The sequence below is a fragment of the Rubellimicrobium roseum genome, from assembly GCF_006152145.1.
GTDB lineage: Bacteria > Pseudomonadota > Alphaproteobacteria > Rhodobacterales > Rhodobacteraceae > Rubellimicrobium > Rubellimicrobium roseum.
Window position 1 is genome coordinate 1 of sequence record NZ_VDFV01000044.1, and the last position, 21,992, is coordinate 21,992.

The following is a 21,992-nucleotide window of genomic DNA, read 5'->3' on the forward strand; positions in this document are numbered from 1 at the left end:
CATGGCCGCCCAGATAAGCAGGCAGACCCGCCGCGCGAGCCCCCTCGCTCATGGGTTACGCAACAACGCCGAAACGGGCGCTTGCTGCGATCCAGAGCGAGAACGAGCGTCGTGGTGGAGCACCGTAATCACGCCCGATGCTTTTGTCGGATCTCAAGGGCTAAACCTGACAGGCAGTTTTCAGAGTGGCCGAATCCGAACGTTGCGCCACCGGCAGACGGCTTCGGAGGCCCAGCGTGCGTCGCCCATGCCGGGGTCGTTGTCGTGGACCTCAAAGGCGATGTGCCCTCGGCGCCCGAGCAGGCCGAGCGCGCCCTCGGCATCGAAGACCTCGGAGGGGAGCCGCGCCGCGTCCAGCTCGGCCACACGCAGGCCGTTGACGATGGTAGTGATGGTCGGGAGTGTGCCGCGGACCGTAATCCGGAACTCGTTCCAATCGTCCCACCTCCAGGCGGACAGGAAGGCTTCACCGCTCGCGGCTTGGGTGAGCAGCGCCCTCTTGAGGTCACTGATGGGCTCGAGGGTCGTGGCCGGGTCCTCGACCCTGAGGCCGGTGACCCGTCCGGCCGCATCGCGCTCGGCATCGAGCGTGAAGTTGATCGCGTGGAACCCGCCAATTCCGTTGCCGTAGAAGCCCCCGATGTTGCCCGACTTGCGATGGTCGAGAAGCACCTGATAGCCTTGGGCGCCGAGCGCGCTGGCCCGGAGCATAATGCCGGTGTCGGCGGGCCAGTCCGGCTTGGCTTCGAACAGAAGCTCGAAGTCGCCGAACGTCTCGTCGCTGACGAGGTACGCGCCCAAGCCGCTGCCGGGCGGGTCCTGTCGACCGCAGATCGCGCCGTCCTCGACCGTCCAGCGACCCGTGTGGCGGAGGATCCGATCCGTCGTTGTGGCGTCAAGTTGGCGCATCGGATCACGGGGCCACCGCGGGACGATCACGCGCGGAACCGCGTGCCATCCCTTCAGCGTCTCGCCGTCGAACAGGCGGATCACGTCGCCGGACATCTGGCTCTCATCGGCTTGGGTGCAGTCGGCGGCCCGGGATCGAGGTCCTTTCTCCGGGCGCTCGCCGCCTCGGGCCGGCTCAGCGGACGAGGCGGCCAAGGGGGCTCTTCGGCTCTGGTCGTCAGGATAGCGACAGGGCCCGAGGTCGGCCGTCCGCCTGAAGGTTGCGCACCGCTTCAGCCTGGATGCAGTTCGGCGCCATCTCCATGATCTCGATCTGGCGCCCGTCGGGGTCCTCGATCCACATGCCGCGGTTGCCGTCCAGCCCGCGCTTCGAATCCCGGGGACGCATGAGCTCCACCCCGACCTTCTTGAGCTCGACCTCCGCCACGTCGATGTCGTCGACCGTGAGGCAAAGGTGCATGAGCCCCGTCCGCTCGGGCGGGGAAACCATCTCGCCGTCGCCTCCGGGAAACAGCTCGAGATACAGCTCGTCGGTGATCCGATGGTAGACGATCCAGGGGTCACCCTTGTCGTTCAGCAGGCGGAGCATCTCGGGAAAGCCGATCTTGTTGTAGAACGCCACCGAGGCGTCGAGATCGTTGACCCGGAGGGCCAAGTGGCCGAGGGTCTTGAAGATCGCCATGAATGAAGTCCTTCCGGTATTTGGCCACCTCGTGCCAAGGCGGCCTGATTTCTTGGTCGGCACGGCCCCGAGGAGCTCGCGCCCGAGGGGTCACGAGAAGCCGCGCACCTGGTGCGGGCGGTAGGGCGCCTCCAGACGCGCGACCTCCCCGTCGGAGAGTTCCAACTCGGCTGCGGCGAGCGCATCCTGCACATGCCCGATCCTCGATGCCCCGACGATGGGGGCCGTGACGCCGGGCTTCCGGAGCAGCCAAGCCAGCGCCACCTGGGCCATGGTGAGGCCGCGAGCCTCGGCCACTTCGGTCACGGCCTGCACGACTCCCTGATCCGCGTCCTCGGCGGCGTCGTACATGGACTTGTTGTAGCGGTCGGTCGTCGATCGCTCGGTGTGCGTTCCCCAGGGCCGGGTCAGTTTCCCGCCGCCCAGCGGGGACCAGGGCAGGACGCCGATCCCGTCCGCGCGGCAAAGCGGCAGCATCTCTCGTTCCTCCTCGCGATAGACCAGGCTCACCTCGTCCTGCATGGACACGAACTCGGTCCAGCCATTGGCGCGCGCGGCCTCTTGGTACTTGCAGAACTGCCAAGCCCACATGGAGGAGGCTCCGATGTAGCGGGCCTTGCCGGCCTTCACCACCTCGTGCAGCGCCTCCATCGTCTCCTCGTAGGGGGTGAAGGGGTCGTGCCGGTGGATCTGGTACAGGTCCACGTAGTCGGTCCCGAGCCGCCGGAGGCTCTGATCGATCTCGTGCAGGATGGCGTTCCGGGACAGCCCCTGCCCGTTCGGCCCTGGCCGCATCCGGCCGAAGACCTTAGTCGCGAGGATGATCTCGTGGCGCGGCGCCAGTTCCCACAGGCACTGGCCGGTGATCTCTTCCGAGGTACCCTCGGCATAGACGTTGGCGGTGTCGAAGAAGGTGATCCCGCCCTCCCAGGCCGCGCGGAACATGGGCCGGGCCTCGTCGACGCCCAGGACCCATGGCCGCTCGTCGGTCTTCTTGCCGAACGACATGGTACCGAAGCAGATGCGGGAGACCTCGAGGCCGGAGCGGCCTAGGCGAACGGTGTCCATGCGGGACTCCTTTCTTAGATGGTTCGGGTTCAGGTTCGGGCGTAGCGGACGAAGGCGAAGCGGCGGCCGTCCGGGTGCCAGCAGGGAACATTGATCGAGCCCTGCCCGCCGAAGATCGGCAGAAGCGTCCGGATGCTCCGCTCCGTCAGGTCCAGCAGCCGCAGTTCCACGTCCTTGTCGCGGGGGTGGCCTTCGACGCCGTGCTCGTAGGCCACGTAAAGGACGGTGTCGCCCTTGGGGGACGGGTGCGGGAACCAGTTGACCCGGTCGTCCTCGGTCATCTGCTCCATGACGCTGCCATCCGAGCGGACCCGCCAGAGTTGCATGGTGCCGCCCCGCGAGGAGTTGAACCAGATCCATTCCCCGTCCGGAGAGTAGTCCGGTCCGTCCGCGTGCCCCTGCGCATCGGTCAGGCGCGTCTCCTCGCCCCCGTCCACCGGGATCGTCACGATGCCGTAGCTGCCGTCGCGCTGGGCGCACATGGCCAGCGTTCGGCCGTCGGGCGACCAGCCGTGCCAGTAGGAGGGAGTCTTTTCCGTGACCTGCCGCGGCTCGCCCCCGCCGATGGGGAGGGTGTAGATGCAGCTCTGGCCCGTCCTCGTGCCGTCCGAGATGACGAGCATGGTCCCGTCCGGCGAGATGCCGTGGTCGTTGTTGCAGTCGCGGGCGAAGCCGGTGTCGATCTCGGACAGCTCGGGCGCGTCGAGCTCCACGCGGAAGAGCCGGCCCTCGCCGTTCACCACGAGGAAGCGGCCGTCCGGGGACCAGTTCGGCGCCTCGATCAGCCGGTCGGTCCGGAGGAGGACCGTGGCCTCGCCGGTGTCGAGATCGAAGGTTTCGAGCGAGGATCTCATGCGGCGTCCCTTCGCGGCGCGGCGAGGCCCAGCGCGCGCATGTGGTCGATGGAGCGGCTGGCGAAGCGGCGCCAGTCGGCGGGGTTGTCGTGCTCGGCCACGATGTGGGTGGCCCCGGTCCGGCGCATGAGCGGCGCGAGCGCGGTCCAGTCGATGATGCCGTCGCCGGTGGCGGTCCAGCCGTCCTCCTCGCGGGTGCCCAGGGGAGCGGTGTCCTTGAGCTGGATGGCGACGATGCGGTCGGCGTAGCGTTCGAGTTCCGCCGCCGGATCCGCCCCGCCGCGCACGATCCAGCCGCAGTCGATCTCGAACTTCACGAGATCGCTGACGCCGAGGATGTGGTCGATCGGGCGCGAGCCGTCGGGGAGGAGGTGATACTCGAAGTCATGGTTGTGCCAGGCGACGCTGAGCCCGTGCCGTGCCGCGGCCTCAGCCCCGCGGGCGAGCCTGTTGCCCACGCTTCTCCAGTAGTCGGGCGTGGGCTCGCGCTCCTCGGCCGCGACATAGGGCGGGATCATGACCTGCGCGCCGAGAGTCAGCGCGATGTCGATGAAGCGCTGCGTGTCCTCCACGAGCCCCTTCAGGGGCATGTGGAAGCCCATGCAGCCCAGCCCCGCGTCGTCGAGGGCGCGGCGGAACGCCGCCGGGTCAGCCTCGTAGGCCGGGAGCCAGGGCTCGATGGCGTCGTAGCCCATGGCCTTCAGCTCGGGGAGCTGCGCCTCGAGCGGGGGGAAGTTGCGGGAGGAGTAGAGCTGGTAGGCGGTGGGATAGGTCACTCGGCCGCCCTCGCGGTGTCGCCCTGGGGCTCCATATCCTTGTTGAACTCCAGCAGCTCGATCATCACGCCCAGGTCGGGCACCGTGTCGTAGTAGGCGTAGCGCCCATGCGAGCCGTCGAATTCGCCCCGCTGGAGGAGCTTGTGGCCCTTCTCCTCCAGGTAGTCGTGCCGCTTCGTCAGGTTGCGGGTGCGGAAGGCAATGTGGTGGCAGCCGGGGCCCTTCTCCTCCAGAAGATCGCGCCAGGCGCTCTTCTCCGGGCCGGGCTCCAGGAACTCCACGTCGATGTTGCCGAAGGCGAACATCCGGATCTTGCAGCCCACGCGGGCAGGCTGGCCATGGTAGATGGCCTGCGCCTCGTCGGGGTCGGCGGCCTTGCCCTCATTGGGCATCGGCTTGCCGGTCAGCTCCGAGAACCAGCGGGCGGACTTCTCCGCGTCGTGGGTGACGAAGCAGATCTGCATGACCGCGTCTTCGTCCAGAAGTCGCGCGTCGGCCGGGGCGTCCTTGGGCGCCATGGTCAGTCTCCCTTGTATCAGTAGATCGGGGTGTCCGGCGGCTCCGGGCCTGCAGGCCCGGAGCCGCCACTGGCGGGCGTCAGCCCAGGATCGTCTCGTAGTTCTCTTTCAGCTGCTCGATCGCTTCGTCGGCGGTCATCTCGGGATCGCTCCAGTAGGTGAAGAGCACGTCCCACATCGAGGACATCCAGTCGGCGTCGACCGTCGAGTGCGGGCTGGGCACCTGCCGCGCGGGGTCCTCCAAGACGTCGAGGACGTACTGCGAGCAGACGTCGACCTCGCCCACCGCGTCGAGCCGGGTGGGCGTGGAGCCTTTTGCAGCCGCGAACTCCGCCTGAACGGCGGGGTCGAGGACGACACGGGCGAAGTCGAGCTCGGCGGCATCCATCTCGGGCGACTGCCCGCCCAGGACACCCCAGGAGTCGACGGTCACGACGACAGCTTCGGCCCCCGGGATCTCGATGCAGCCGAAGTCGTCGCCCGGCACCTTGCCGGCCGCGAGCCATTCGCCCTTCATCCAGTCGCCGTGGATCTGCATCAGCGCTTCGCCGGTGATGACCGTGTTGGTGGTCTCGTTCCAGGTCCGGTTGACCGACCCCTCGTCGGTGGCCTGCTGGAAGCGGCGCAGCAGATCCAGCATCTCGCGCATCTCGGGGCTGTCGAGGGCGGCCGGGTCGGGGTTCTCCCCGTAAAGGGCGGTGAAGAACTCGGGACCGCCGACCGTGGCCGCCAGGGCGTGCGCCAGATAGCCCACCTGCCACTGCTCGCCACCGATGGCGAGGGGATTATAGCCTGCGGCGGCCACCTTCTCGAAGTCGGCGAACATCGCGTCGAGCGAGGTCCAGGCGGTCGGATCGACGCCGGCCGCCTCAGCCACGTCCATGTTGTAGTAGATCATGCCATCGATGTGCATCGCGGTCGGGATCTTCATGATCTCGCCGTCCACGGTGATGGACTGGACCGCCGCTTCGGGCAGGTGCTCGAGGTAGCCACCCTCCTCGTAGAAGTCGGTGAGCGGCCGGGCCATCCCCAGGCCGGCGAGGTCGCGATAGAAGCCGGGGCTCGATTCCAGGAACACGTTGGGCGGGTTGCCCCCCGTAACGAGGTTGATGAGGCTCACGTTGGACCCCGTGTCGTGCGGGATCGCCACGTCGGTCCAGGTATGGCCCATCTCCTCGAACTTGCTCTTGAGGATGTTGAGCGCGGCCACCTCCGGCCCCGAAGACCAGTTGTGGAAGATGATCGTGTCCTCGGCCAGGGCACCTGTCGCTGCGGTGCTGCCCAGCAGCGCGGCCACAAGCCCGCCCTTGAAGATCTTGGTCATTGTCGGTCTCCTCCCGAGTTGAGATCTAGAGCCGCCCTCCCGTGGCGGCGTCGAACAGGTTCGCCTTGCCCGGAGGGAAGGCGACTCTGACCTTCTGGCCTCCGGCCAGCCGGGCGGCCTGGCTCGGCTCGACCCGGAGCGAGAGCAGCCCTTCGTCGAAGCGCAGGTAGCCTGTCGCGTCCGACCCAGTGCGTTCGGTGTAGGCGACCGGCAGGTCGAAGACGGCCGCAGCCCCGTTCACCGGCGAGTCCGGCACGCCGAAGTACTCGGGCCTCATCCCGACGACGATCTCCGCCCCCTCCTGCGGCACTTGGGCAAAGCGGTAGTCGTTCAGCAGGATCTCCTGCCCGTTGCCGAAGTGCCCCGTCACCAGCCCGTCACGCTTCGCGACGCGGGCCTTCTTGAGGTTCATGGCGGGCGAGCCGATGAAGCCCGCCACGAAGAGGTTCGCGGGCCGCTCGTAGATCTGATCCGGCGTGCCGAACTGCTGGATGACGCCGTTGTTCATCACCGCGATCTTGGTGGCCATGGTCATGGCCTCGATCTGGTCGTGAGTGACGTAGACCACGGTCGGGTTCAGTTCCTCGTGCAGCCGCTTGATCTCCAACCGCATCTCGGTCCGCAGCTTGGCGTCGAGGTTCGACAGCGGCTCGTCAAAGAGCAGCACCTCCGCGTGCTTCACCAGCGCCCGGCCGATGGCCACCCGCTGCCGCTGCCCGCCCGAGAGCTGCGCGGGCTTGCGGTCGAGGAGCGGCTCGATCTGGAGAAGCTTGGCCGCCCAGGCGACGCGCCGATCGACTTCCTCGGACGACAAGCGGGCCGACGCGAGGCCGAAGCGCAAGTTTCCCCGCACCGTCTTGGTCGGGTAGAGCGCGTAGGACTGGAAGACCATCGCCAGCCCGCGGTCCTTGGGATCGAGGTCGGTCACGTCCCGGTCGCCGATCATGATGCGCCCGTCCGTGACGTCGGTGAGCCCGGCCAGCATGTTGAGAAGCGTGGTCTTGCCGCAGCCGGACGGCCCGAGCAGCACGAGGAAGTCGCCGTGCTCCACGGAAAGGTTCAGATCCTTGAGGATCGAGACGGCGCCATAGGTCTTGTGGATGCGTTCGAAGCTTACACGGGGCATGGGATCATCCCTTGATCGCGCCGGCGGTGATGCCCGCGACGAAGAACTTGCCGACGAGGAAATAGATGAGGAGCGGCGGGATCGCGGTCAGCAGCGCCGCCGCCATGTCCACGTTGTAGGAGGCCGTGCCCGTGGACACCGTGACCATGTTGGCGAGGTTCACGGTCATCGGCTGCGTGTTGAAGCCGCCGAAGGTCACGCCGATCAGGTAGTCGTTCCAGATCGAGGTGATCTGCAGGATCAGCACCACGATCAGGATGTTGCCCGACATGGGCAGGATGATCTCGAAGAAGATGCGCCAGAACGACCCGGAGTCCATGATCGCGGCGTTCATGATCTCCTGGGGGATGTCCTTGTAGTAGTTGCGGAAGATCAGCACGAGGACCGGCATGGCCAGCACCGCGTGGACCACCGCGACACCCCAGATCGTTCCGTATACCCCGATGGAGCGCGTCATGGCGATCAGCGGGTACATGATAATCTGGAAGGGCACGAAGGCGCACATGAACATCAGGAACAGGAACGTCCCGGCCCAGCGCACGTCCCACAGCGCCAAGGCATAGCCCGTCACGATGGACAGCGCGATGGACAGGATCAGCGACGGGATCAGGATCAGGACCGAGTTCCAGAACCCCACCCGCAGCCCGTCGCAGTTGATGCCCGAGCAGGCCTCGAACCAGGCGAAGCGCCAGGCCTCCAGGGTCCAGACCTGCGGCAGGGCGAAGATATTGCCCTGCCGGATCTCGTCCATGGTCTTGAGCGAGGTCGTCAGCACGACGTAGAGCGGCACGCAGAAGAACAGCGCGCAGATGGTCAGGAACACGATCACCGCGATGGACCGGCCCGTGATCCGCTTCTTGCGGCGGCGAACGACGGGACGGGAGTCGACGGTGGCGCCGATGGTGGCGGCCGAAGCGATGTCGGTCATGCGGCGTTCCTCCGGCGGGCTTGCCAGGCGGTCAGCAGGACGAGCGGCAGGAACACCACTGCCGTGATGATCAGCATCATCACCGCCGCGGCCGAGGCGTAGCCCAAGTTCTGCTTCTGGCTCAGCGCGTTGATGACGAAGTAGGCCGGCACCCATGTGGACTGCCCCGGCCCGCCGTTCGTCATGGCCAGGACAATGTCGAAGGCCTTGATGACGCCCAGCGAAAGCAGGATCGCGCAGGTCAGGAAGGTGAACTTCATCATCGGGATGATGATCTCGATGTAGAGGCGCCAGAGGCCCACCCCGTCGAGGCGGGCCGCGCTCCAGATCTCGGAGTTGATCGACTTCAACCCGGCGATCATCAGCGCCATGTAGAAGCCCGCGCTCTGCCAGACGGAGGCAAGGATGATGGCGTACATGGCCGTGTCGCCCTGGGCGAGCCAGTTGAAGGACACGCCCTCGAAGCCCCAGCGCTGCATCGTTGCTTCAAGGCCCATGTCGGGGTTCAGGATCCAGCGCCAGGCCACCCCCGTCACGATCAGCGACACGGCCAGGGGATACAGGAAGACGGTGCGGAAGAAGCTTTCCCCCCGCTTCTCGCGGTCGATCATCGCAGCCAGGATGAAGCCGAAGACGATAGCGAGCGCGCTGCCGATGCCCAGCGTGATCAGGTTCCAGAGCGCGATCGTCCAGCCATCGTCGTTGAACAGCCGGGCGTATTGCCGCGACCACTCAGTCCAATCGATCTCGTAGTCCGGGACCCGGCGCGACCGGGTCAGCGACAGGTAGATCGTCCAAAGGATCGATCCGATGAATGCAACCATCGTGACCGCCAGGGCGGGTGACAGCGCAAGCTGCGGAGCGATCCGCGTCCAGCGGATCGTCATGGGTATCCTCCCTCTTGAGCCCGTCTAGGGGCTCGGGCGTGGCCCTTTTGGGCTGCTTGTGTTAACGTTAATACTGCCGTAGTTTCCAAACTGTCAACAAGCAATGCTGATCACGGAACGGGGAGGAGGCGCGACATGGACATGCCACGGCTGGGCTTTGGCACCTACGGACGCACCGGGCCGGAGGGGATCGCCGCAATCCTTGCTGCGCTCGAGGTCGGCTACCAGCACCTCGACACGGCCCAGACCTACGACACCGAGCGGGAAGTCGGCGAGGCCGTCCGTCGTTCGGGCCTCAGCCGCGACGAGGTCTTCGTCACCACGAAGGTCTCCGAAGAGAACCTGGGCGAGAAGCAGGTCATCCCCTCGCTCGAACGCAGCCTCGATGCGCTGAGGCTCGACCACGTCGACCTCGCCCTGATCCACTGGCCCGCCCGCAAAGGCGGCCCCGCGCCCGAAATCTATCTGCGCCAGATCGCGGAGGCCAAGGAGCGCGGTCTCGCGCGCCACATCGGCGTGTCGAACTTCACCATCGCCCTCATCGAGGAGGCCCGGTCGATCCTCGGCGACGGCGCGATCCTGACCAACCAGGTCGAGCTCAATCCCTGGTTCCGCAACCGCAAGCTCGCCGACCATTGCGTCGCCCGCGGCATGATCGTGACCTGCTACGAGCCGCTCGCCCGCGGCAAGGTCGGCGCCGACCCGGTGCTGAGGAGGATAGCGGACGAGCGCGGCGCAACGCCCGAGCAGGTCGCCCTCGCCTGGGAACTGGCGCAGGGCTATGCCGCCATCCCGACCTCCCGCAACCCCGACCGCATCGCCCAGAACCTCGCGGCGCAGGAGATCAGCCTGTCGTCCGACGAGTTGGCCGAGATCGACGTCCTGGACCGTGGCATCCGGTCCATCGACCCCGCCTGGGGCCCTGACTGGGACTGAGGGCATGATGGGAAGGAGCGGAGAACTGCGGTACATACCCGGGACGCGGCAAGGCAGGGCAGATCGAGACGGCAGTCCACCTCCGTTGGTGCCGTCTTCGAGCGTCCGAGAGCCAAGGGGTCCAACGTCGTGGCACGACTGAAGGATATTGCGGAACGAACGGGACTTTCGGTCAACACCGTGTCCCTGGCCCTGCGGGACAGCCCGCGCATCCCGCAGGACACCCGTGACAAGATCCGGCTTGCCGCTGCGGCGCTCGACTACACGCCCAACTACTCGGCACGGGCCTTGGTCAGCCGCCAGACCAAGACGATCGGCCTTCTGCTGACGGACATCACCAGCCCGCTCCTCACCCAGGTCGCCCGCTCGGTCGAGCAGGAGCTCAAGGACCTCGGCTACGTCACCCTGCTGGCCGCCTCGAACGGCGACCCGGAGGAGGAACTGCGTGCGCTGGCCACCTTCCGGGCCCGGCAGGTCGACGGCATGCTGGTCTACCCCCACGATCACAGCCGCCTCGACCACCTGCGGCGCCTGCGGGTCGCCGGCACCCCGATGGTTCTGCTGGCCGGCGACGGCGAGGGCGACGTGGACGTCATCTGCCTGGATGAGCAGGCAGGAGCGTTGCGGGCGACGCAGCATCTTCTCGGAGCGGGCCACCGTCGCATCGGTCTCATCGACGGCGCGTATCTGCGTGGCAACCCGGCCAAGGCCGAGGGCTATGAGATGGCGCTGCGAACGATCGGGATCGAACCGTCTCCCGAGCTCGTCATCAACCCCGAAGGTGATTCCGTCGGCCATGGCCATGCTGCCTTCGCAAAGCTCATGGCTTTGAGCGAGCCACCCACGGCGGTGCTGACGGCCAATGACCGACTCGCCCTGGGGGGTCTGCGCTGGTGCCAGGAAAACGGCGTTGCCGTTCCGCGCGATGTTGCCGTCTTCGGCTTCGACAACATCGAGTACGCCGAATACGCCTCGGTTCCCCTTTCCAGCGTGGACTACCCGGCGGTCGATCTGGCCCGCCAAGCCGTAGCGCGCTTGATCACGCTGATCAGGAACAGGGACCAGGCGCCTCCTCCGGAGCTGATCCGCATCCAGCCCGAACTCGTCCTGCGCGAGAGCACTGGTCGCCATCCATGAGCCTGCTCCACATCCTCGCCACGAGGACCGGAGCTTGCGGCACCTTCCAACTCCCCTCCGAACCCACGGCCGTCTTGGCCGTCCTGCCGAGGTCTCCCTGATGGCTTCCATCTCCACATCGCCGTCTCGGATGGCCCTCGTCACCGGGGCAAACCGAGGGCTGGGACGCGCGACGGCCGCCGCGCTGGCGGCAGAAGGCACCGAGGTATGGCTCGGTGTCCGCGACAGCGCGGCAGGCGAGGAGGTCGCACGGGACATCGGTCGAGGGGTGCGCGTCATCACTATGGATCTCGACCGCCCCGAAACGCTGGCCCGTCTGCCCGAAGTCACGGGACCTTTGGACATCCTCGTCAACAACGCGGGCCTCGCCCACGTCACGCCGATGATCGAGGATCCGGAGGGGTTCGGGACTCAGATGCGGGTGATGGTGCATTCCCCTTACGAGTTGATCCGGCTCTATGCGCCTGGGATGGCCGAGCGCGGCTGGGGGCGCATCGTCAACATCTCCTCCATCGCGGGGAGCTTCGGAGCCGGGCTCCCTGGCCCGAACGCCTATGGTGTCGCCAAGGCGGCGCTCAACGCGCTCACCCTCGCCCTTTCACGGCAACTGCCACCATCGATCAAGATCAATGCGATGTGCCCAGGCTGGATGCGGACCCGCATGGGCCGTGAGGACGCCGACGAGCCGGAGGTCGCTGCACGCCACGTCATGCGCCTCGCAACGTTGCCGGACGACGGCCCGACTGGTGGCTTCTTCAAGGACGGTCAACCACAACTCTGGTGAACCAGAGCATCATGCGAGAGCTTGGCCCTTCTCCCGACTTGGGCCAGCATGTTCCACACTTGCGGACGCGCGCAGCTGGGGTCGTCCTCAGGCGCTGGCGCTCCGCTGATCCGGATCGGAGTCACCATGAAGCAGATCGACATTCCCCGCACCGACCTCTCGGTGTCCTCGGTCATCCTCGGCCTGATGCGGATCGGCAAGATGTCCGATGCCGAGATCCGCGACCTGGTCGGGGCGGGGCTCGACGCCGGAATCAACATGGTCGACCATGCCGACATCTACGGCGGCATGCGCCACCACTGCGAGACCCGCTTCGGCGAGGCTCTGCGGCTCACCCAAGCCGACCGGGAGCGCATGGTCATCCAGACCAAGGCCGGCATCCGCGAAAAGTTTTTTGACTTCTCGGAGGAGCACCTGCTGCGCTCCGTCGAGGGCTCGCTGAAGGCGCTGAGGACGGACTACCTCGACGTGTTCCTGCTCCATCGTCCGGACGCGCTGGTGGAGCCCGAGGAGGTGGCCTCGGCCTTCGACAAGTTGCACGCCGCGGGCAAGGTGCGCCACTTCGGCGTGTCCAACCAATCGCCCGGGCAGATCGAACTGCTGAAAACGGCCGTGCGACAGCCGCTGGTGGTGAACCAGGTCCAGCTCTCGATCACCCACGCGCCGCTCGTGGCCGAGGGGGTGGCGCTCAACATGTCGGGGCTTGACCAATCCATTGGGCGCACCAGCGGATTGCTCGATTGGTCGCGCAAGGAAGGGATGACGCTGCAGGCTTGGTCGCCCTTCCAGAAAAGCTTCTTCGACGGTCCGTTCGTGGGCGACCGCGAGAGTCACCCGGAGCTGAATGACGCGCTTGACGAGATCGCGTCGGCCCACGGCGTCACGCCCACAGGAGTCGCGGTGGCCTGGATCACCCGGCACCCCGCCCGGATGCAAGTCGTCCTGGGCACCACGAAGCCAGGGCGCGTACGTGAATGCGTGGCCGGCGCGGGCGTGGATCTGTCAAGGCAGGAGTGGTACAGGCTCTTCCGCGCAGCCGGTCACATCCTGCCGTGACTCGGCCGGCCGCTGCGGAGCCATGCAGCAGGCCCCTTGAGGACGAGACCCGACGACGGGCAGGTGAGCCAGACCTCGACCGCCCGTCGCCCCCGCAGCGTCAGCCTGTTGATGTGAAGCACGGCAGGTGATCCGATGGGCCAAAGGGTCCTGGGATCGGAGGAGCTGCCCAGTTGGCGGCGAGGTCAGGCTGAGTTGGTCATGGCCGCCCCGCCCGTATCCTCGTCATCTGTCTTGCCCTTGGCATAAGCCGCCGACAGCTGACGGTAGTGCGACGAGTTGAAGGCAAGGACGGTGACCAGAAGGCCGATCAGCCCGGCCACCGTGAACACCAGCGCGATGCCGCGATCAGGCCCTGTGCCGAACCAGCCGCCGATGGCGTCCGCACCGGCCCCGTCGGTCATGAACGGGATGACGACGAACTGCGTCAGCGGCCCGATCAGGAAGGCTGTCACCGGCGACGCCGCCTGTTCCACCGACTGCGCGAAGCCGAAGACGCGTCCTTGCCGCTCCAGCGGCACCACTTTCTGCAACGTCGTATGCTCGGCCGCTTCGGCATAAGGTCCCAGCAGCATCCATATGAAGCACCCTGCCGCCAGCAGCCAGATCGAGGGCTGAATGGTGAACACGCAGCACACCGACCAGGTGATGACGTTCACCAGCAGCAGCGTCCGGATGGGGTTCCTCCCCAAGCCCGTCCTGGAGATGATGAGCCCGCTCAGGATGAAAGCGGTCGAGATCGCGCCGAACAGGAGGCCCCAGACCTCCACGGACACGAGCGACAGCCCATAGGCGTCCAGCAGAGCCATGAACACGCCTCCCAGGAAATTGTTGAAGCAGGCGAAGAAGATCAGCGCAAAGAGCCCCGGCACGGCGGCGATCACCCGCACCGTGCCGGCAATGTCGACCCGCTTGGGCTCTTTGGGCGCATCCGCCGTCGGCTCCCCCCGACCCTCGTCGATCCGGATCAGGCTGAGATGGAGGATCGCCAGCAGGGTCGTGAGCAGCGCCAGCATCAGGACGCCCAGCATGCCGGTATAGGCCACGAGGAAGCCCGAGATCACGGAGGTGGTCAGGAACCCGATCCCCGTGACCATGCCAACCAGCCCGTTGGCCCTGTCGCGGCGCTTCTCGGGAATGAGGATAGTAACCAGGGTCGGCAAGGCGATCGGCCGCAGGTTCCCGGCAATGACGCCCAGCATCACTGTCAAGATGAAGGACCACAGATACGGCCCGTACGGGTTGGCGAAGGCGCCCTGCGGTTCCATCAGCAGCAGGACAAGGCTGATCGCATAGAAGGCCGCCGAGACCACGCTTGAGCCCAGCATCGCCGACTTCTTGGAGTTGTGGTCCACAATAGAGCCGAGCCAGATCCCGAACCCGGCCGTCAGCACCAGGTAGATGCCCGCGATCATGCCCGTGGCGAACACTGAATGCGTTTCCAGGAACACCCAGAAGGTGATGGCGAACCAGACCGTGAAGTTCGTGACATTGGCCACGAGGTTGTTGGCAAGGACGCTGTGGAAGGTTCGCATGACGAATGTCCAGGCTGATGGCCGGCATCGCCCTGCGGCCCCCGGCAAGGATCGATCTGTCTCTTCAGGCGACAGTTAGGTATGTCAGTGGCCGGATGCGATCCAGCGAAAGGCCCGAGCCGGCGCTGTCATGGGCGACGGGCTTCGGCCCAGCGCCGATCTCCTGCTTGGGCATCAGTTCAGGCCTCACGCCGCGTGCGGCTGGCCGGCTTTGGAAACGGCCAGAAAGTCATGGCGGTCGCGAAGGCCCCGAGCCCCTGCCCGAAGCTGGTGAGGTGGAGCGCCGTGGCTCCTCATAACGTCGAAGCTCCACCCGCCCGGCACCGGCCCGGTCGCCCGTTCGGGCCGGCGGCGCAGCAGGAGCGCGGCCGGAAGCGTCGTCACGGCCGCGAGCGCAGCCAAGCCCGACAGCATCGTGCGCCAGTCATGGACCTCGGTCAGCCGCCCAGCGAGAGGCGACTTGGCGACGGGGTCAGGCCCATGCCGGCCGAGACCAGGGAGATCGCGGGTCCCCATTGCGTGGTGAACCATTCCATCGCAGTCGCCTTCAGTAGCGCGAAGACTGCCCGTATCGAGCCAGGCAGTCCGTGGGATAAAAGGTGGTGCGAGAGCTTCAACTCCAAGCTCCGCGAGGAGTTCTTGGACGGCGAGATCTATCACAGCCTGCGCGAGGCTCAGATCATGATCGAGGGTTGGCACTGCCACTACTATACCAAGCACCCGCATTTAGCTTTGGGCCACCGGCCGCCAGTTTGGAAGTCGTCCAGTGGCCCGCTTGGCCACCCGCGCCACTTCGCAGGCCACCCCAAATGTGGCGACCAAGCCCGTCATGCAATAAGGCTAAAATCGGACTACCCAATTGGGGCATGCCAGCGGTGTCCCGTTATGCCTCCAGACATCAATGACACAGTCCACATCGCCCACATGCGCGTAGCGCGTCGTTTCATCTATGACAGCAACATCTCAATCTACCGGAAGCTTCCCTTGAACAATCCACATTGTGCCGCGCCTGAGCCGCGTCGGCTTTGGTCCGCCGGCGACCGAGAGCCGCTTACAGGCGTGACCTACGCAGGCCTTGCCGCGCGCCGAGGGGCAGGTTGCAGCACAGTCCGGTCCTCGTAAGCCTCGATGGCAGTCGCCACGCCCCGCAACTCGGCCAAGCCGCGGAGCCGCCCCGCGAGCGGGTAGCCGGGATGGGTCCGAAGCGCGTCATCGTTCAGGAGGTGGTGGCCATGGTCAGGCCGAAACGGAATCGCGTGGTCCGGGCGGCCTGCTTCGCGGCGCCGGCGCTCTTCGGCCAGTAGCACGCTGATCAGCGCGACCATGTCCGTGTCACCCCGAAGATGCTCGGACTCCTGGAACGATCCGTCCGGTTCCTTGGCCACGTTGCGCAGATGCGCAAAGGCAATTCGGCCGGCAAAGGCTTGGGCGATTGCGACCGGGTCGTTCGCAGGGCCTGCTCCGAGAGAGCCGGCGCAGAGCGTCAGGCCATTCGCCGGGCTTTCCACCTGCCCGAGCAGCCACGCGATGTCGCTCTCGGTCGAAACGATCCGTGGCAGGCCCAGAAGGTCGCGTGGCGGGTCGTCCGGATGGACGCAGAGACGGATGCCAAGATCCTCGGCCGCGGGAACCACCTCGACCAGAAAGCGGGCGAAAGCGCCGCGGAGCGTGTCCCGATCCATCCCCGCCCAACGGCCCAGTGCAATCCGCAAGCCGGGGATGTCGTAGCGGTCGTAGGCCCCAGGAAGACCTGCCATTACGGAGGCCATGAGTTCGTCGCGATCAAGCCCCTTGGACAGGTCGAACCAGGTTCGGGCGCGGGCCTGAACGTCCTCGGACCAGTCCGCCTCGGCGCCTGGGCGGCCCAGCATGTGGATGTCGAGTGCAGCCATCTTTGCGGCGTCGAAGCGCAAGGCCGTCCCGCCGCGCGGCAATGGGGCGGCAAGATCGGTACGGGTCCAGTCGATCAGCGGCATGAAGTTGTAGCAGACCGTCCGGACCCCCGCTGCCGCCAGGTTGGCCAGGGACTGCCGATAATTCGCAAAGAAGCGCGTCAGGTCGCCCTCACCCCGCTTGATGTCTTCGTGGATCGGGAGACTTTCGACGACCTGCCATGTCAGGCCCGGCCCCCGGGCCACCTCGGCCTGTCTCTGCGCGATGGCTTCGGGTGGCCAGACCTCGCCATAGGGGATCTCGTGAAGCGCCGTCACGACGCCCACCGCACCGGTCTGGGCGATATCGGCGGGCCGGATCGGGTCGGCTGGACCGAACCAGCGCCAGCATTCGATCATGTAAGCGTCTCCAGGGTAGAGCGTGCGCCTCGGACCTCGATCGAACCCAGGCTGCGCGCGACCGAGGCACGGAACCGGGGATCGGCGGCCAAGGCCTCAGGAAATACCTCACGAACCGACAGGAGCGCATCGGCCCGCGCTTCGGCGTCCCCTGCCCCGTCCGACAGGGCCCGGAGGCGGTCTGCCAGAGGGTCGCGGACGTCGATCGGGCGGCCGGCTCCGTCCGTGCCGCCCACATAGCGCATCCAAGCTGCCACCACGGTGGCCAGGCCCGTCACGGGCCGCCCGGCGGCCAGATTGTCGGCCACGGTTCCCAAGATGCGTTGGGGAAGCTTCTGGCTGCCGTCCATCGCAATTTGCCAGGTTCGGTGCCGGATGGCCGGGTTGGCGTAGCGGGTCCGCAGGGCGTCAGTGTAGGAGGATAGGTCCATGCCCTCGGGCGGGGCCAGCGAGGGCACGATCTCGGCACGCCAGAGTCGCTCGATGAACGCGGCAAGGACCGGATCGGCGACGGCGTCGGCAACCGTCTCGTGCCCGGACAAGTAGCCGAGATAAGCCAGCGCCGAATGGGTGCCATTCAGGCAGCGGAGCTTCATCAGCTCGAAAGGCTCGACCTCGGAGGTGAGCTGCGCCCCCACGACCCCGAAATCCGGTCGGGCTCCGTCGATGAAGTCGTCCTCGACGGCCCATTGCCGGAACGGCTCGTGGAACACTGCGCCTTCGTCGCGCAGGCCCGTCTCTTCGGCCAGCCGCTCGATGTCGGCCGGTGTGGTGGCGGGCACGATGCGGTCCACCATGGTCGAGGGGAAGCGCACCTCGGCCGCGATCCAGGCGGCGAGGGCCGGATCGACGCGTTCGGCGAACTCCAGCACCAACCCGCGCAGCATCCGCCCGTTCGCAGGCAGGTTATCACAGCAGAGCACCGTGAAGGGCCGCATCCCGGTTTGCCGCCGGCGGTCCAGCGCGCGGACGAGAAAGCCAATGGCGGAGCGAGGAGCGTCGGCGCGCCCGAGATCGTGGACGACGTCGGGATGCGCGACGTCGAGCCGCCCAGTGGCGGGCGAATGGGTGTAGCCCTTCTCGGTTACAGTCAGGCTGACGATGCGGATCTCCGGGTCAACCATGGCGGCCAGGACCGCCTGTGGATCCTCGGGGGCAACCAGGATGTCCCGGAGGACCTGGACCTTGCGGATCTGCCGACCCTCGGGGCCGAGCTCGACCGCTTGGTAGGCGTAGCCTTGGGGGGCCAGCTTGTCGCGCTCGTCAGGACGGCGAAGGCTCACGCCGATGACGCCCCAGGCGCCCCCAGAAGCTGCCATCGCGTCCTCCAGCCAGATCGCGCCGAACGCCTTGAAGAAGGCTCCCACGCCGAGGTGGACAACGCCTGCGGGCGGCGCAGGGCGGTCGCGGGTCAGGCGCGGCAGATCAGCGGGCAAGCCAGCCTCCATCGACGTTCAGCACCGCGCCGTGGATGTAGCCTGCGGCGCGGGAACACAGGAACACCGCCGTCTCCGCGATATCGGTGGGATCGCCCCAGCGCCTGGCGGGGATTCGGGCGAGGATGGCCTTGTTCCGGTCGGCATCCGCGCGCAGCGCCTCGGTGTTGTTGGTGGCGATGTAGCCGGGGGCAATAGCGTTCACGTTGATGCCCTTGGACGCCCATTCGTTGGCGAGGATCCTAGTCAGCCCCGCCACGCCGTGCTTGGCGGCGGTGTAGGAGGGCACGCGGATGCCGCCCTGGAAGGACAGGAGCGAGGCGATGTTGACGATGGCCCCCGCCCTGCCCCCGAGCGCCCGCGCGAAGCCCTGCGAAGTGAAGAACACCGCCTTGAGGTTCAGGTCCATCACGGCGTCCCAGTCGGCTTCGGTGAAGTCGAGGCTGTCGGCGCGGCGGATGATCCCGGCGTTGTTGACGAGGATGTCGTAGCCACCCCGCTCCAGCACCGGACCGGCGGCCATCGGGTCGGACAGGTCTAGGGCCACGGCATGACCCTGACCGCCTTGGGTGGCGATCCGCTCCAGCGTCTCGTCCGGATCGCGCCGCGCGGCGCAGCCCACCTCGGCCCCGGCGCGGGCCAGGGCCACAGCGATGGCCTGCCCGATCCCGGTGTTCGCTCCCGTCACCAGCGCGCGGCGGCCGTCCAGTCGGAAGGGATCGGTCATCGCAGGTCCCCGATCCCGACCATGTCCATGTCGGTGTAGTCGACGTTGTCCCCCGCCATGGCCCAGATGAAGGCGTAGCTGCCGGTGCCCGCGCCCGAATGGATCGACCAGGGCGGCGACAGTGCCCCCTCCTCGTTGGCGACGACGAGATGCCGGGTCTGCGTGGGCTCCCCCATCAGGTGCAGGACGCGGTTCTTTTCGTCCACGTCGAAGTAAAGGTAGGCCTCCATCCGGCGGTCGTGGACGTGGGCGGGCATGGTGTTCCAGACCGACCCGTCGAGCAGCCGCGTGTAGCCCAGCACAAGCTGGCAGCTTTCCATGACCAGCGGGTGGACGAACTGGTGGATCACCCGCTTGTTCGAGGTCTCGGGCGCGCCCATCGGGACGGCCTTGGCTTCTCCGATGCGGATCAGGCGCGTTGGACAGGTCCGATGGGCGGGGGCCGAAGTGATGTAGAACCGCCCCTGCCCTCCGAAGGTCACCTGGCCGGAGCCCATGCCGACATAGAGGACGTCGCCCCGCTCCAGCGTATGCGTCTCGCCGCCCGCGGCCACGGTGCCGGTGTCGCCGATGTTCACGACGGCCATCTCGCGCCGGTCGAGGAAGGTCGCGGTCTTGGTCTCCTCGACACGGTCGAGCACCAGTTCGCCGCCGTCGGGAACGGCGCCGCCCACCACCATCCGGTCGTAATGGCTGTAGATCAGCCGGATCTCGCCGGGGACGAAGATGTCGCTGACCAAGAAGTGGCGGCGCAACTCCTCTGTGTCCATGGTGCGGGCATGGTCCGGATGGACCGCTTGGCGGGTTTCGACCTTGAGCATGGGGTCTCCTGAGTCAGAGGAAGTCGTCGCGACGGGGCGCGAAGCTGTCCACCAGCCGCCCGCCTTCGAGGCAGGTGCAGCCGTGGACGACATTCGAGGCGATGACGAAGCTGTCGCCGGGCCCGACCTCGAACTCGCGGTCGTCGACATGGAACCGGAAGCGGCCGCTCTCACAGTAGGTGGACTGGACGTGCGGGTGGTGGTGGGCGGCCCCGATACCGCCCTGCCGGAAGTCGAAGGCGACAACCATGAGCTCGGGCGAGTCGGCCAAAACGCGGCGGGTAACGTGGTCGTCCACGGCCACGGAGGGAAACGAGTGGATCATGAGGGACCTCAGCGGAACAGCGACGGCAGCCAGAGGGACAGCGCCGGGATGTAGGTGACGAGCAGAAGGACCACGAGCCCGGCTCCGTAGAAGGGCCAGATGCTCCGCATCGCCTCCCAGATCGTGATCTTTCCAACGGCAGCCGCCACGAACTGCACGGGCCCGAGCGGAGGCGTGTTGAGTCCGATCCCGAGGTTCAGGATCATGATTACCCCAAAATGCACCGGGTCCACCCCGAACGCCGTCACCACAGGCAGGAAGATGGGCGTGGTGATAATGATGAGCGGGCTCATATCCATGAACGTGCCGAGAAGAAGCAGCATCAGGTTGATGAGCAGAAGGATGATCAGGGGGTTCTCCGAGATCGTCCCCATCATCTCGACCATGCTCGCCGGCACTCGCAGATAGGCCATCAGCCAGCCGAAGGACGCGGCGGTCCCGATGATGAGCAGCACCATCGAGGTCGTCCGGACAGCCTGGGTCGTTGCATGGATAAATTCCGACCAGCCCATCATGCGGTAGACGAAGACCGTGACCAGCAGCGCATACAGCACCGCGATGCACGAGCTCTCTGTGGCCGTGAAAACGCCCGAGCGCACACCTCCGAAGATGATGGCGATGAGCAGGAGGCCCGGAACCGACACGATGAACAGATGGAGCGCACGGTTGAAGCCCGGGAAGGGTTCGGTCGGATAACCCCGGCGGCGAGCGACGACATAGGCGGTCACCGCCAGTGCTAGCGCGAGCAGCAGACCCGGGATGATCCCGGCTGTGAAAAGGTCCGCAATGGAGATCTGCCCCCCGCCGGAGATCGAGTAGATAATCATGTTGTGCGAGGGCGGGAGCAGCAGCGCAATCAGCGCCGCCATCGAGGTGACGTTGACGGCGTAGTCCGCGCCATAGCCCCGCGCCTTCATTTGCGGGATCATGATCCCGCCGACCGCGGCCGCTTCGGCCACCGCCGAGCCCGAGATGCCCCCGAACAGCGTGGAGGCGGCGATGTTCACCTGCCCGAGACCGCCGCGTACATGGCCGATCAGGCTCCCGGCAAAGGCCACGATCCGGCTCGCAATGCCACCGCGGACCATGAGATCACCCGCAAAGATGAAGAACGGGATCGCCATCAGCGTGAAGACCGAGACGCCGGAGGCAAGGCGCTGGAACACCACGAGCGGGGGCAGGCCGAGATAGGCCACCGTGGCAAAGGACGAGATGCCGAGGCAGAATGCGATCGGCGTGCCGACCAGCATGAGCACCACGAAGGTGCCGAACAGGACCCAGAGTTCCATGCGCTCAGACCTCGCTGAGGGTTGCGTCGTCCAGCGACGGGTCGTGCTCGACCTCCATTCCGGCGAACCGGAGCACCAGCCGTTCCGTTGCGAAGAGCGCGATCAGCACGCCGCCTGCCGTCACCGGCATATAGGCGAAGCCGCCCGGCAGCTGGAGCACTGGGATCGGCGACGGCCAGGTCTGCACGATCAGCTGCCCGCCATAGACGACCATTCCGATCCCGAAGGCTAGAACCGCGAGGTCGGAGATCGACCGGAGCCAGACCTTGGCGCTCACTGGCAGGACATAGAGCAGCACGTCGAAGCCCATGTGGAAGTTCTCACGGACGCCCACCGCAGCCCCGAGAAAGATGAACCAAGACATGATCAGGATCGAGGTCGCTTCAGTCCAGTTGGGCGAGTCGTCCAGCACGTAGCGGGAAAAGACCTGCCAGGCGACAAGGGCCGTCATCAGGACGAGCCCGAAAGCGGCAAGGTAGAGCGTGACAGTCGTCAACGCGTTCAACGTGCGGACAAGACGAACGAGACCGCTGGTGGCGGATGTGTCCTCGGCCATGAGAAGCTTCCCGGGGAGAGAGAGGGT

The 21,992-nt window shown here is 66.6% G+C and carries 23 protein-coding genes and 1 pseudogene; 5 read left to right on the forward strand and 19 right to left on the reverse strand.

The features are described from left to right. Window positions 1-180: 180 nt before the first annotated feature. The 10 genes from FHG71_RS18630 to FHG71_RS18675 all read right to left on the reverse strand — a co-directional run bounded on the left by FHG71_RS18630 (window position 181) and on the right by FHG71_RS18675 (window position 9,072). Window positions 181-1,005 (reverse strand): 3-keto-disaccharide hydrolase, encoded by an 825-nt coding sequence (locus tag FHG71_RS18630; protein ID WP_139083207.1) that lies wholly within the window; start codon window positions 1,003-1,005, stop codon window positions 181-183. Between the two features lie 121 nt (window positions 1,006-1,126). Next, entirely contained in the window at window positions 1,127-1,591 is a 465-nt protein-coding gene (locus tag FHG71_RS18635; RefSeq protein ID WP_139083208.1) for a VOC family protein, read from the reverse strand. Between the two features lie 90 nt (window positions 1,592-1,681). Beyond that, window positions 1,682-2,659, reverse strand: a complete 978-nt coding sequence (locus tag FHG71_RS18640) for an aldo/keto reductase (protein ID WP_139083209.1) — start codon at window positions 2,657-2,659, stop codon at window positions 1,682-1,684. Window positions 2,660-2,688: 29 nt separating this feature from the next. Continuing rightward, window positions 2,689-3,513, reverse strand: coding sequence for a TolB family protein (locus tag FHG71_RS18645; protein ID WP_139083210.1), 825 nt, complete (start codon window positions 3,511-3,513; stop codon window positions 2,689-2,691). Further along, window positions 3,510-4,289, reverse strand: coding sequence for a sugar phosphate isomerase/epimerase family protein (locus FHG71_RS18650; protein WP_139083211.1), 780 nt, complete (start codon window positions 4,287-4,289; stop codon window positions 3,510-3,512). Before FHG71_RS18650 ends, FHG71_RS18645 begins: the two co-directional genes overlap by 4 nt. After that, on the reverse strand, window positions 4,286-4,807 hold the full coding sequence (locus FHG71_RS18655; protein ID WP_139083212.1) for a VOC family protein: 522 nt from the start codon (window positions 4,805-4,807) through the stop codon (window positions 4,286-4,288). The genes FHG71_RS18650 and FHG71_RS18655 overlap by 4 nt, the downstream gene beginning before the upstream one ends. 79 nt (window positions 4,808-4,886) lie before the next feature. Then, on the reverse strand, window positions 4,887-6,131 hold the full coding sequence (locus FHG71_RS18660; protein WP_139083213.1) for an ABC transporter substrate-binding protein: 1,245 nt from the start codon (window positions 6,129-6,131) through the stop codon (window positions 4,887-4,889). Window positions 6,132-6,156: 25 nt separating this feature from the next. Then, a complete protein-coding gene (locus FHG71_RS18665; protein ID WP_139083214.1) occupies window positions 6,157-7,257 on the reverse strand; it encodes an ABC transporter ATP-binding protein in 1,101 nt (366 codons plus the stop codon). A gap of 4 nt (window positions 7,258-7,261) precedes the next feature. Then, window positions 7,262-8,185, reverse strand: coding sequence for a carbohydrate ABC transporter permease (locus FHG71_RS18670; RefSeq protein ID WP_139083215.1), 924 nt, complete (start codon window positions 8,183-8,185; stop codon window positions 7,262-7,264). Then, complete coding sequence (locus FHG71_RS18675) at window positions 8,182-9,072, reverse strand: carbohydrate ABC transporter permease (RefSeq protein WP_139083216.1); 891 nt, start codon at window positions 9,070-9,072, stop codon at window positions 8,182-8,184. Before FHG71_RS18675 ends, FHG71_RS18670 begins: the two co-directional genes overlap by 4 nt. 135 nt (window positions 9,073-9,207) lie before the next feature. On the opposite strand from FHG71_RS18675, the gene FHG71_RS18680 reads away from it, so the two are divergent. From FHG71_RS18680 to FHG71_RS18695, 4 genes are all read left to right on the forward strand, one after another. After that, window positions 9,208-10,008, forward strand: coding sequence for an aldo/keto reductase (locus FHG71_RS18680; RefSeq protein ID WP_139083217.1), 801 nt, complete (start codon window positions 9,208-9,210; stop codon window positions 10,006-10,008). Between the two features lie 129 nt (window positions 10,009-10,137). After that, entirely contained in the window at window positions 10,138-11,145 is a 1,008-nt protein-coding gene (locus FHG71_RS18685) for a LacI family DNA-binding transcriptional regulator (protein ID WP_139083218.1), read from the forward strand. A gap of 100 nt (window positions 11,146-11,245) precedes the next feature. After that, window positions 11,246-11,929 carry an SDR family NAD(P)-dependent oxidoreductase gene (locus FHG71_RS18690; RefSeq protein ID WP_139083219.1) on the forward strand — a complete coding sequence of 228 codons (684 nt, stop codon included), beginning with the start codon at window positions 11,246-11,248 and terminating at the stop codon, window positions 11,927-11,929. Between the two features lie 126 nt (window positions 11,930-12,055). Then, the gene (locus tag FHG71_RS18695; RefSeq protein ID WP_139083220.1) at window positions 12,056-12,985 is read left to right on the forward strand and encodes an aldo/keto reductase; all 930 of its coding nucleotides are present in this window, start codon (window positions 12,056-12,058) and stop codon (window positions 12,983-12,985) included. Between the two features lie 185 nt (window positions 12,986-13,170). Here FHG71_RS18695 and FHG71_RS18700 read toward each other — a convergent pair whose 3' ends face one another. Then, window positions 13,171-14,520, reverse strand: a complete 1,350-nt coding sequence (locus FHG71_RS18700; protein ID WP_139083221.1) for an MFS transporter — start codon at window positions 14,518-14,520, stop codon at window positions 13,171-13,173. 186 nt (window positions 14,521-14,706) lie between these two features. Continuing rightward, window positions 14,707-15,051, reverse strand: coding sequence for a hypothetical protein (locus tag FHG71_RS18705; protein WP_176559501.1), 345 nt, complete (start codon window positions 15,049-15,051; stop codon window positions 14,707-14,709). Between the two features lie 21 nt (window positions 15,052-15,072). On the opposite strand from FHG71_RS18705, the pseudogene FHG71_RS24385 reads away from it, so the two are divergent. After that, a pseudogene (locus FHG71_RS24385) lies at window positions 15,073-15,358 on the forward strand (integrase core domain-containing protein); the annotation flags it as partial. A gap of 226 nt (window positions 15,359-15,584) precedes the next feature. Here FHG71_RS24385 and uxuA read toward each other — a convergent pair. From uxuA to FHG71_RS18745, 7 genes are read right to left on the reverse strand one after another with little or no spacing between them, the layout of a single operon-like run. After that, window positions 15,585-16,811 (reverse strand): mannonate dehydratase, encoded by a 1,227-nt coding sequence (gene uxuA / locus FHG71_RS18715; RefSeq protein ID WP_139083224.1) that lies wholly within the window; start codon window positions 16,809-16,811, stop codon window positions 15,585-15,587. Continuing rightward, a complete protein-coding gene (locus FHG71_RS18720) occupies window positions 16,808-18,259 on the reverse strand; it encodes a mannitol dehydrogenase family protein (protein WP_139083225.1) in 1,452 nt (483 codons plus the stop codon). Before FHG71_RS18720 ends, uxuA begins: the two co-directional genes overlap by 4 nt. Further along, on the reverse strand, window positions 18,237-18,974 hold the full coding sequence (gene kduD, locus FHG71_RS18725) for a 2-dehydro-3-deoxy-D-gluconate 5-dehydrogenase KduD (RefSeq protein WP_139083226.1): 738 nt from the start codon (window positions 18,972-18,974) through the stop codon (window positions 18,237-18,239). Before kduD ends, FHG71_RS18720 begins: the two co-directional genes overlap by 23 nt. Then, window positions 18,971-19,795 (reverse strand): 5-dehydro-4-deoxy-D-glucuronate isomerase, encoded by an 825-nt coding sequence (gene kduI, locus FHG71_RS18730; RefSeq protein ID WP_139083227.1) that lies wholly within the window; start codon window positions 19,793-19,795, stop codon window positions 18,971-18,973. The genes kduD and kduI overlap by 4 nt, the downstream gene beginning before the upstream one ends. Before the next feature lie 13 nt (window positions 19,796-19,808). Beyond that, the gene (locus FHG71_RS18735; protein WP_176559503.1) at window positions 19,809-20,120 is read right to left on the reverse strand and encodes a cupin domain-containing protein; all 312 of its coding nucleotides are present in this window, start codon (window positions 20,118-20,120) and stop codon (window positions 19,809-19,811) included. A gap of 8 nt (window positions 20,121-20,128) precedes the next feature. Then, the gene (locus tag FHG71_RS18740; RefSeq protein WP_139083228.1) at window positions 20,129-21,409 is read right to left on the reverse strand and encodes a TRAP transporter large permease; all 1,281 of its coding nucleotides are present in this window, start codon (window positions 21,407-21,409) and stop codon (window positions 20,129-20,131) included. A 4-nt stretch (window positions 21,410-21,413) separates the two neighbouring features. Beyond that, window positions 21,414-21,965 (reverse strand): TRAP transporter small permease, encoded by a 552-nt coding sequence (locus tag FHG71_RS18745; protein ID WP_139083229.1) that lies wholly within the window; start codon window positions 21,963-21,965, stop codon window positions 21,414-21,416. Window positions 21,966-21,992 lie beyond the last annotated feature (27 nt).

Bases quoted from the DNA above. Each gene is read 5' to 3' on its own strand.
- FHG71_RS18655 (WP_139083212.1), bottom strand. From the start codon at position 4,807: ATGGCGCCCAAGGACGCCCCGGCCGACGCGCGACTTCTGGACGAAGAC.
- FHG71_RS18740 (WP_139083228.1), bottom strand. From the start codon at position 21,409: ATGGAACTCTGGGTCCTGTTCGGCACCTTCGTGGTGCTCATGCTGGTC.
- kduI (WP_139083227.1), bottom strand. From the start codon at position 19,795: ATGCTCAAGGTCGAAACCCGCCAAGCGGTCCATCCGGACCATGCCCGC.
- kduD (WP_139083226.1), bottom strand. From the start codon at position 18,974: ATGACCGATCCCTTCCGACTGGACGGCCGCCGCGCGCTGGTGACGGGA.
- FHG71_RS18705 (WP_176559501.1), bottom strand. From the start codon at position 15,051: ATGGTTCACCACGCAATGGGGACCCGCGATCTCCCTGGTCTCGGCCGG.
- FHG71_RS18735 (WP_176559503.1), bottom strand. From the start codon at position 20,120: ATGATCCACTCGTTTCCCTCCGTGGCCGTGGACGACCACGTTACCCGC.
- FHG71_RS18670 (WP_139083215.1), bottom strand. From the start codon at position 8,185: ATGACCGACATCGCTTCGGCCGCCACCATCGGCGCCACCGTCGACTCC.
- FHG71_RS18645 (WP_139083210.1), bottom strand. From the start codon at position 3,513: ATGAGATCCTCGCTCGAAACCTTCGATCTCGACACCGGCGAGGCCACG.
- FHG71_RS18700 (WP_139083221.1), bottom strand. From the start codon at position 14,520: ATGCGAACCTTCCACAGCGTCCTTGCCAACAACCTCGTGGCCAATGTC.
- FHG71_RS18675 (WP_139083216.1), bottom strand. From the start codon at position 9,072: ATGACGATCCGCTGGACGCGGATCGCTCCGCAGCTTGCGCTGTCACCC.
- uxuA (WP_139083224.1), bottom strand. From the start codon at position 16,811: ATGATCGAATGCTGGCGCTGGTTCGGTCCAGCCGACCCGATCCGGCCC.
- FHG71_RS18720 (WP_139083225.1), bottom strand. From the start codon at position 18,259: ATGGAGGCTGGCTTGCCCGCTGATCTGCCGCGCCTGACCCGCGACCGC.
- FHG71_RS18690 (WP_139083219.1), top strand. From the start codon at position 11,246: ATGGCTTCCATCTCCACATCGCCGTCTCGGATGGCCCTCGTCACCGGG.
- FHG71_RS18660 (WP_139083213.1), bottom strand. From the start codon at position 6,131: ATGACCAAGATCTTCAAGGGCGGGCTTGTGGCCGCGCTGCTGGGCAGC.
- FHG71_RS18695 (WP_139083220.1), top strand. From the start codon at position 12,056: ATGAAGCAGATCGACATTCCCCGCACCGACCTCTCGGTGTCCTCGGTC.
- FHG71_RS18680 (WP_139083217.1), top strand. From the start codon at position 9,208: ATGGACATGCCACGGCTGGGCTTTGGCACCTACGGACGCACCGGGCCG.
- FHG71_RS18665 (WP_139083214.1), bottom strand. From the start codon at position 7,257: ATGCCCCGTGTAAGCTTCGAACGCATCCACAAGACCTATGGCGCCGTC.
- FHG71_RS18635 (WP_139083208.1), bottom strand. From the start codon at position 1,591: ATGGCGATCTTCAAGACCCTCGGCCACTTGGCCCTCCGGGTCAACGAT.
- FHG71_RS18745 (WP_139083229.1), bottom strand. From the start codon at position 21,965: ATGGCCGAGGACACATCCGCCACCAGCGGTCTCGTTCGTCTTGTCCGC.
- FHG71_RS18640 (WP_139083209.1), bottom strand. From the start codon at position 2,659: ATGGACACCGTTCGCCTAGGCCGCTCCGGCCTCGAGGTCTCCCGCATC.
- FHG71_RS18630 (WP_139083207.1), bottom strand. From the start codon at position 1,005: ATGTCCGGCGACGTGATCCGCCTGTTCGACGGCGAGACGCTGAAGGGA.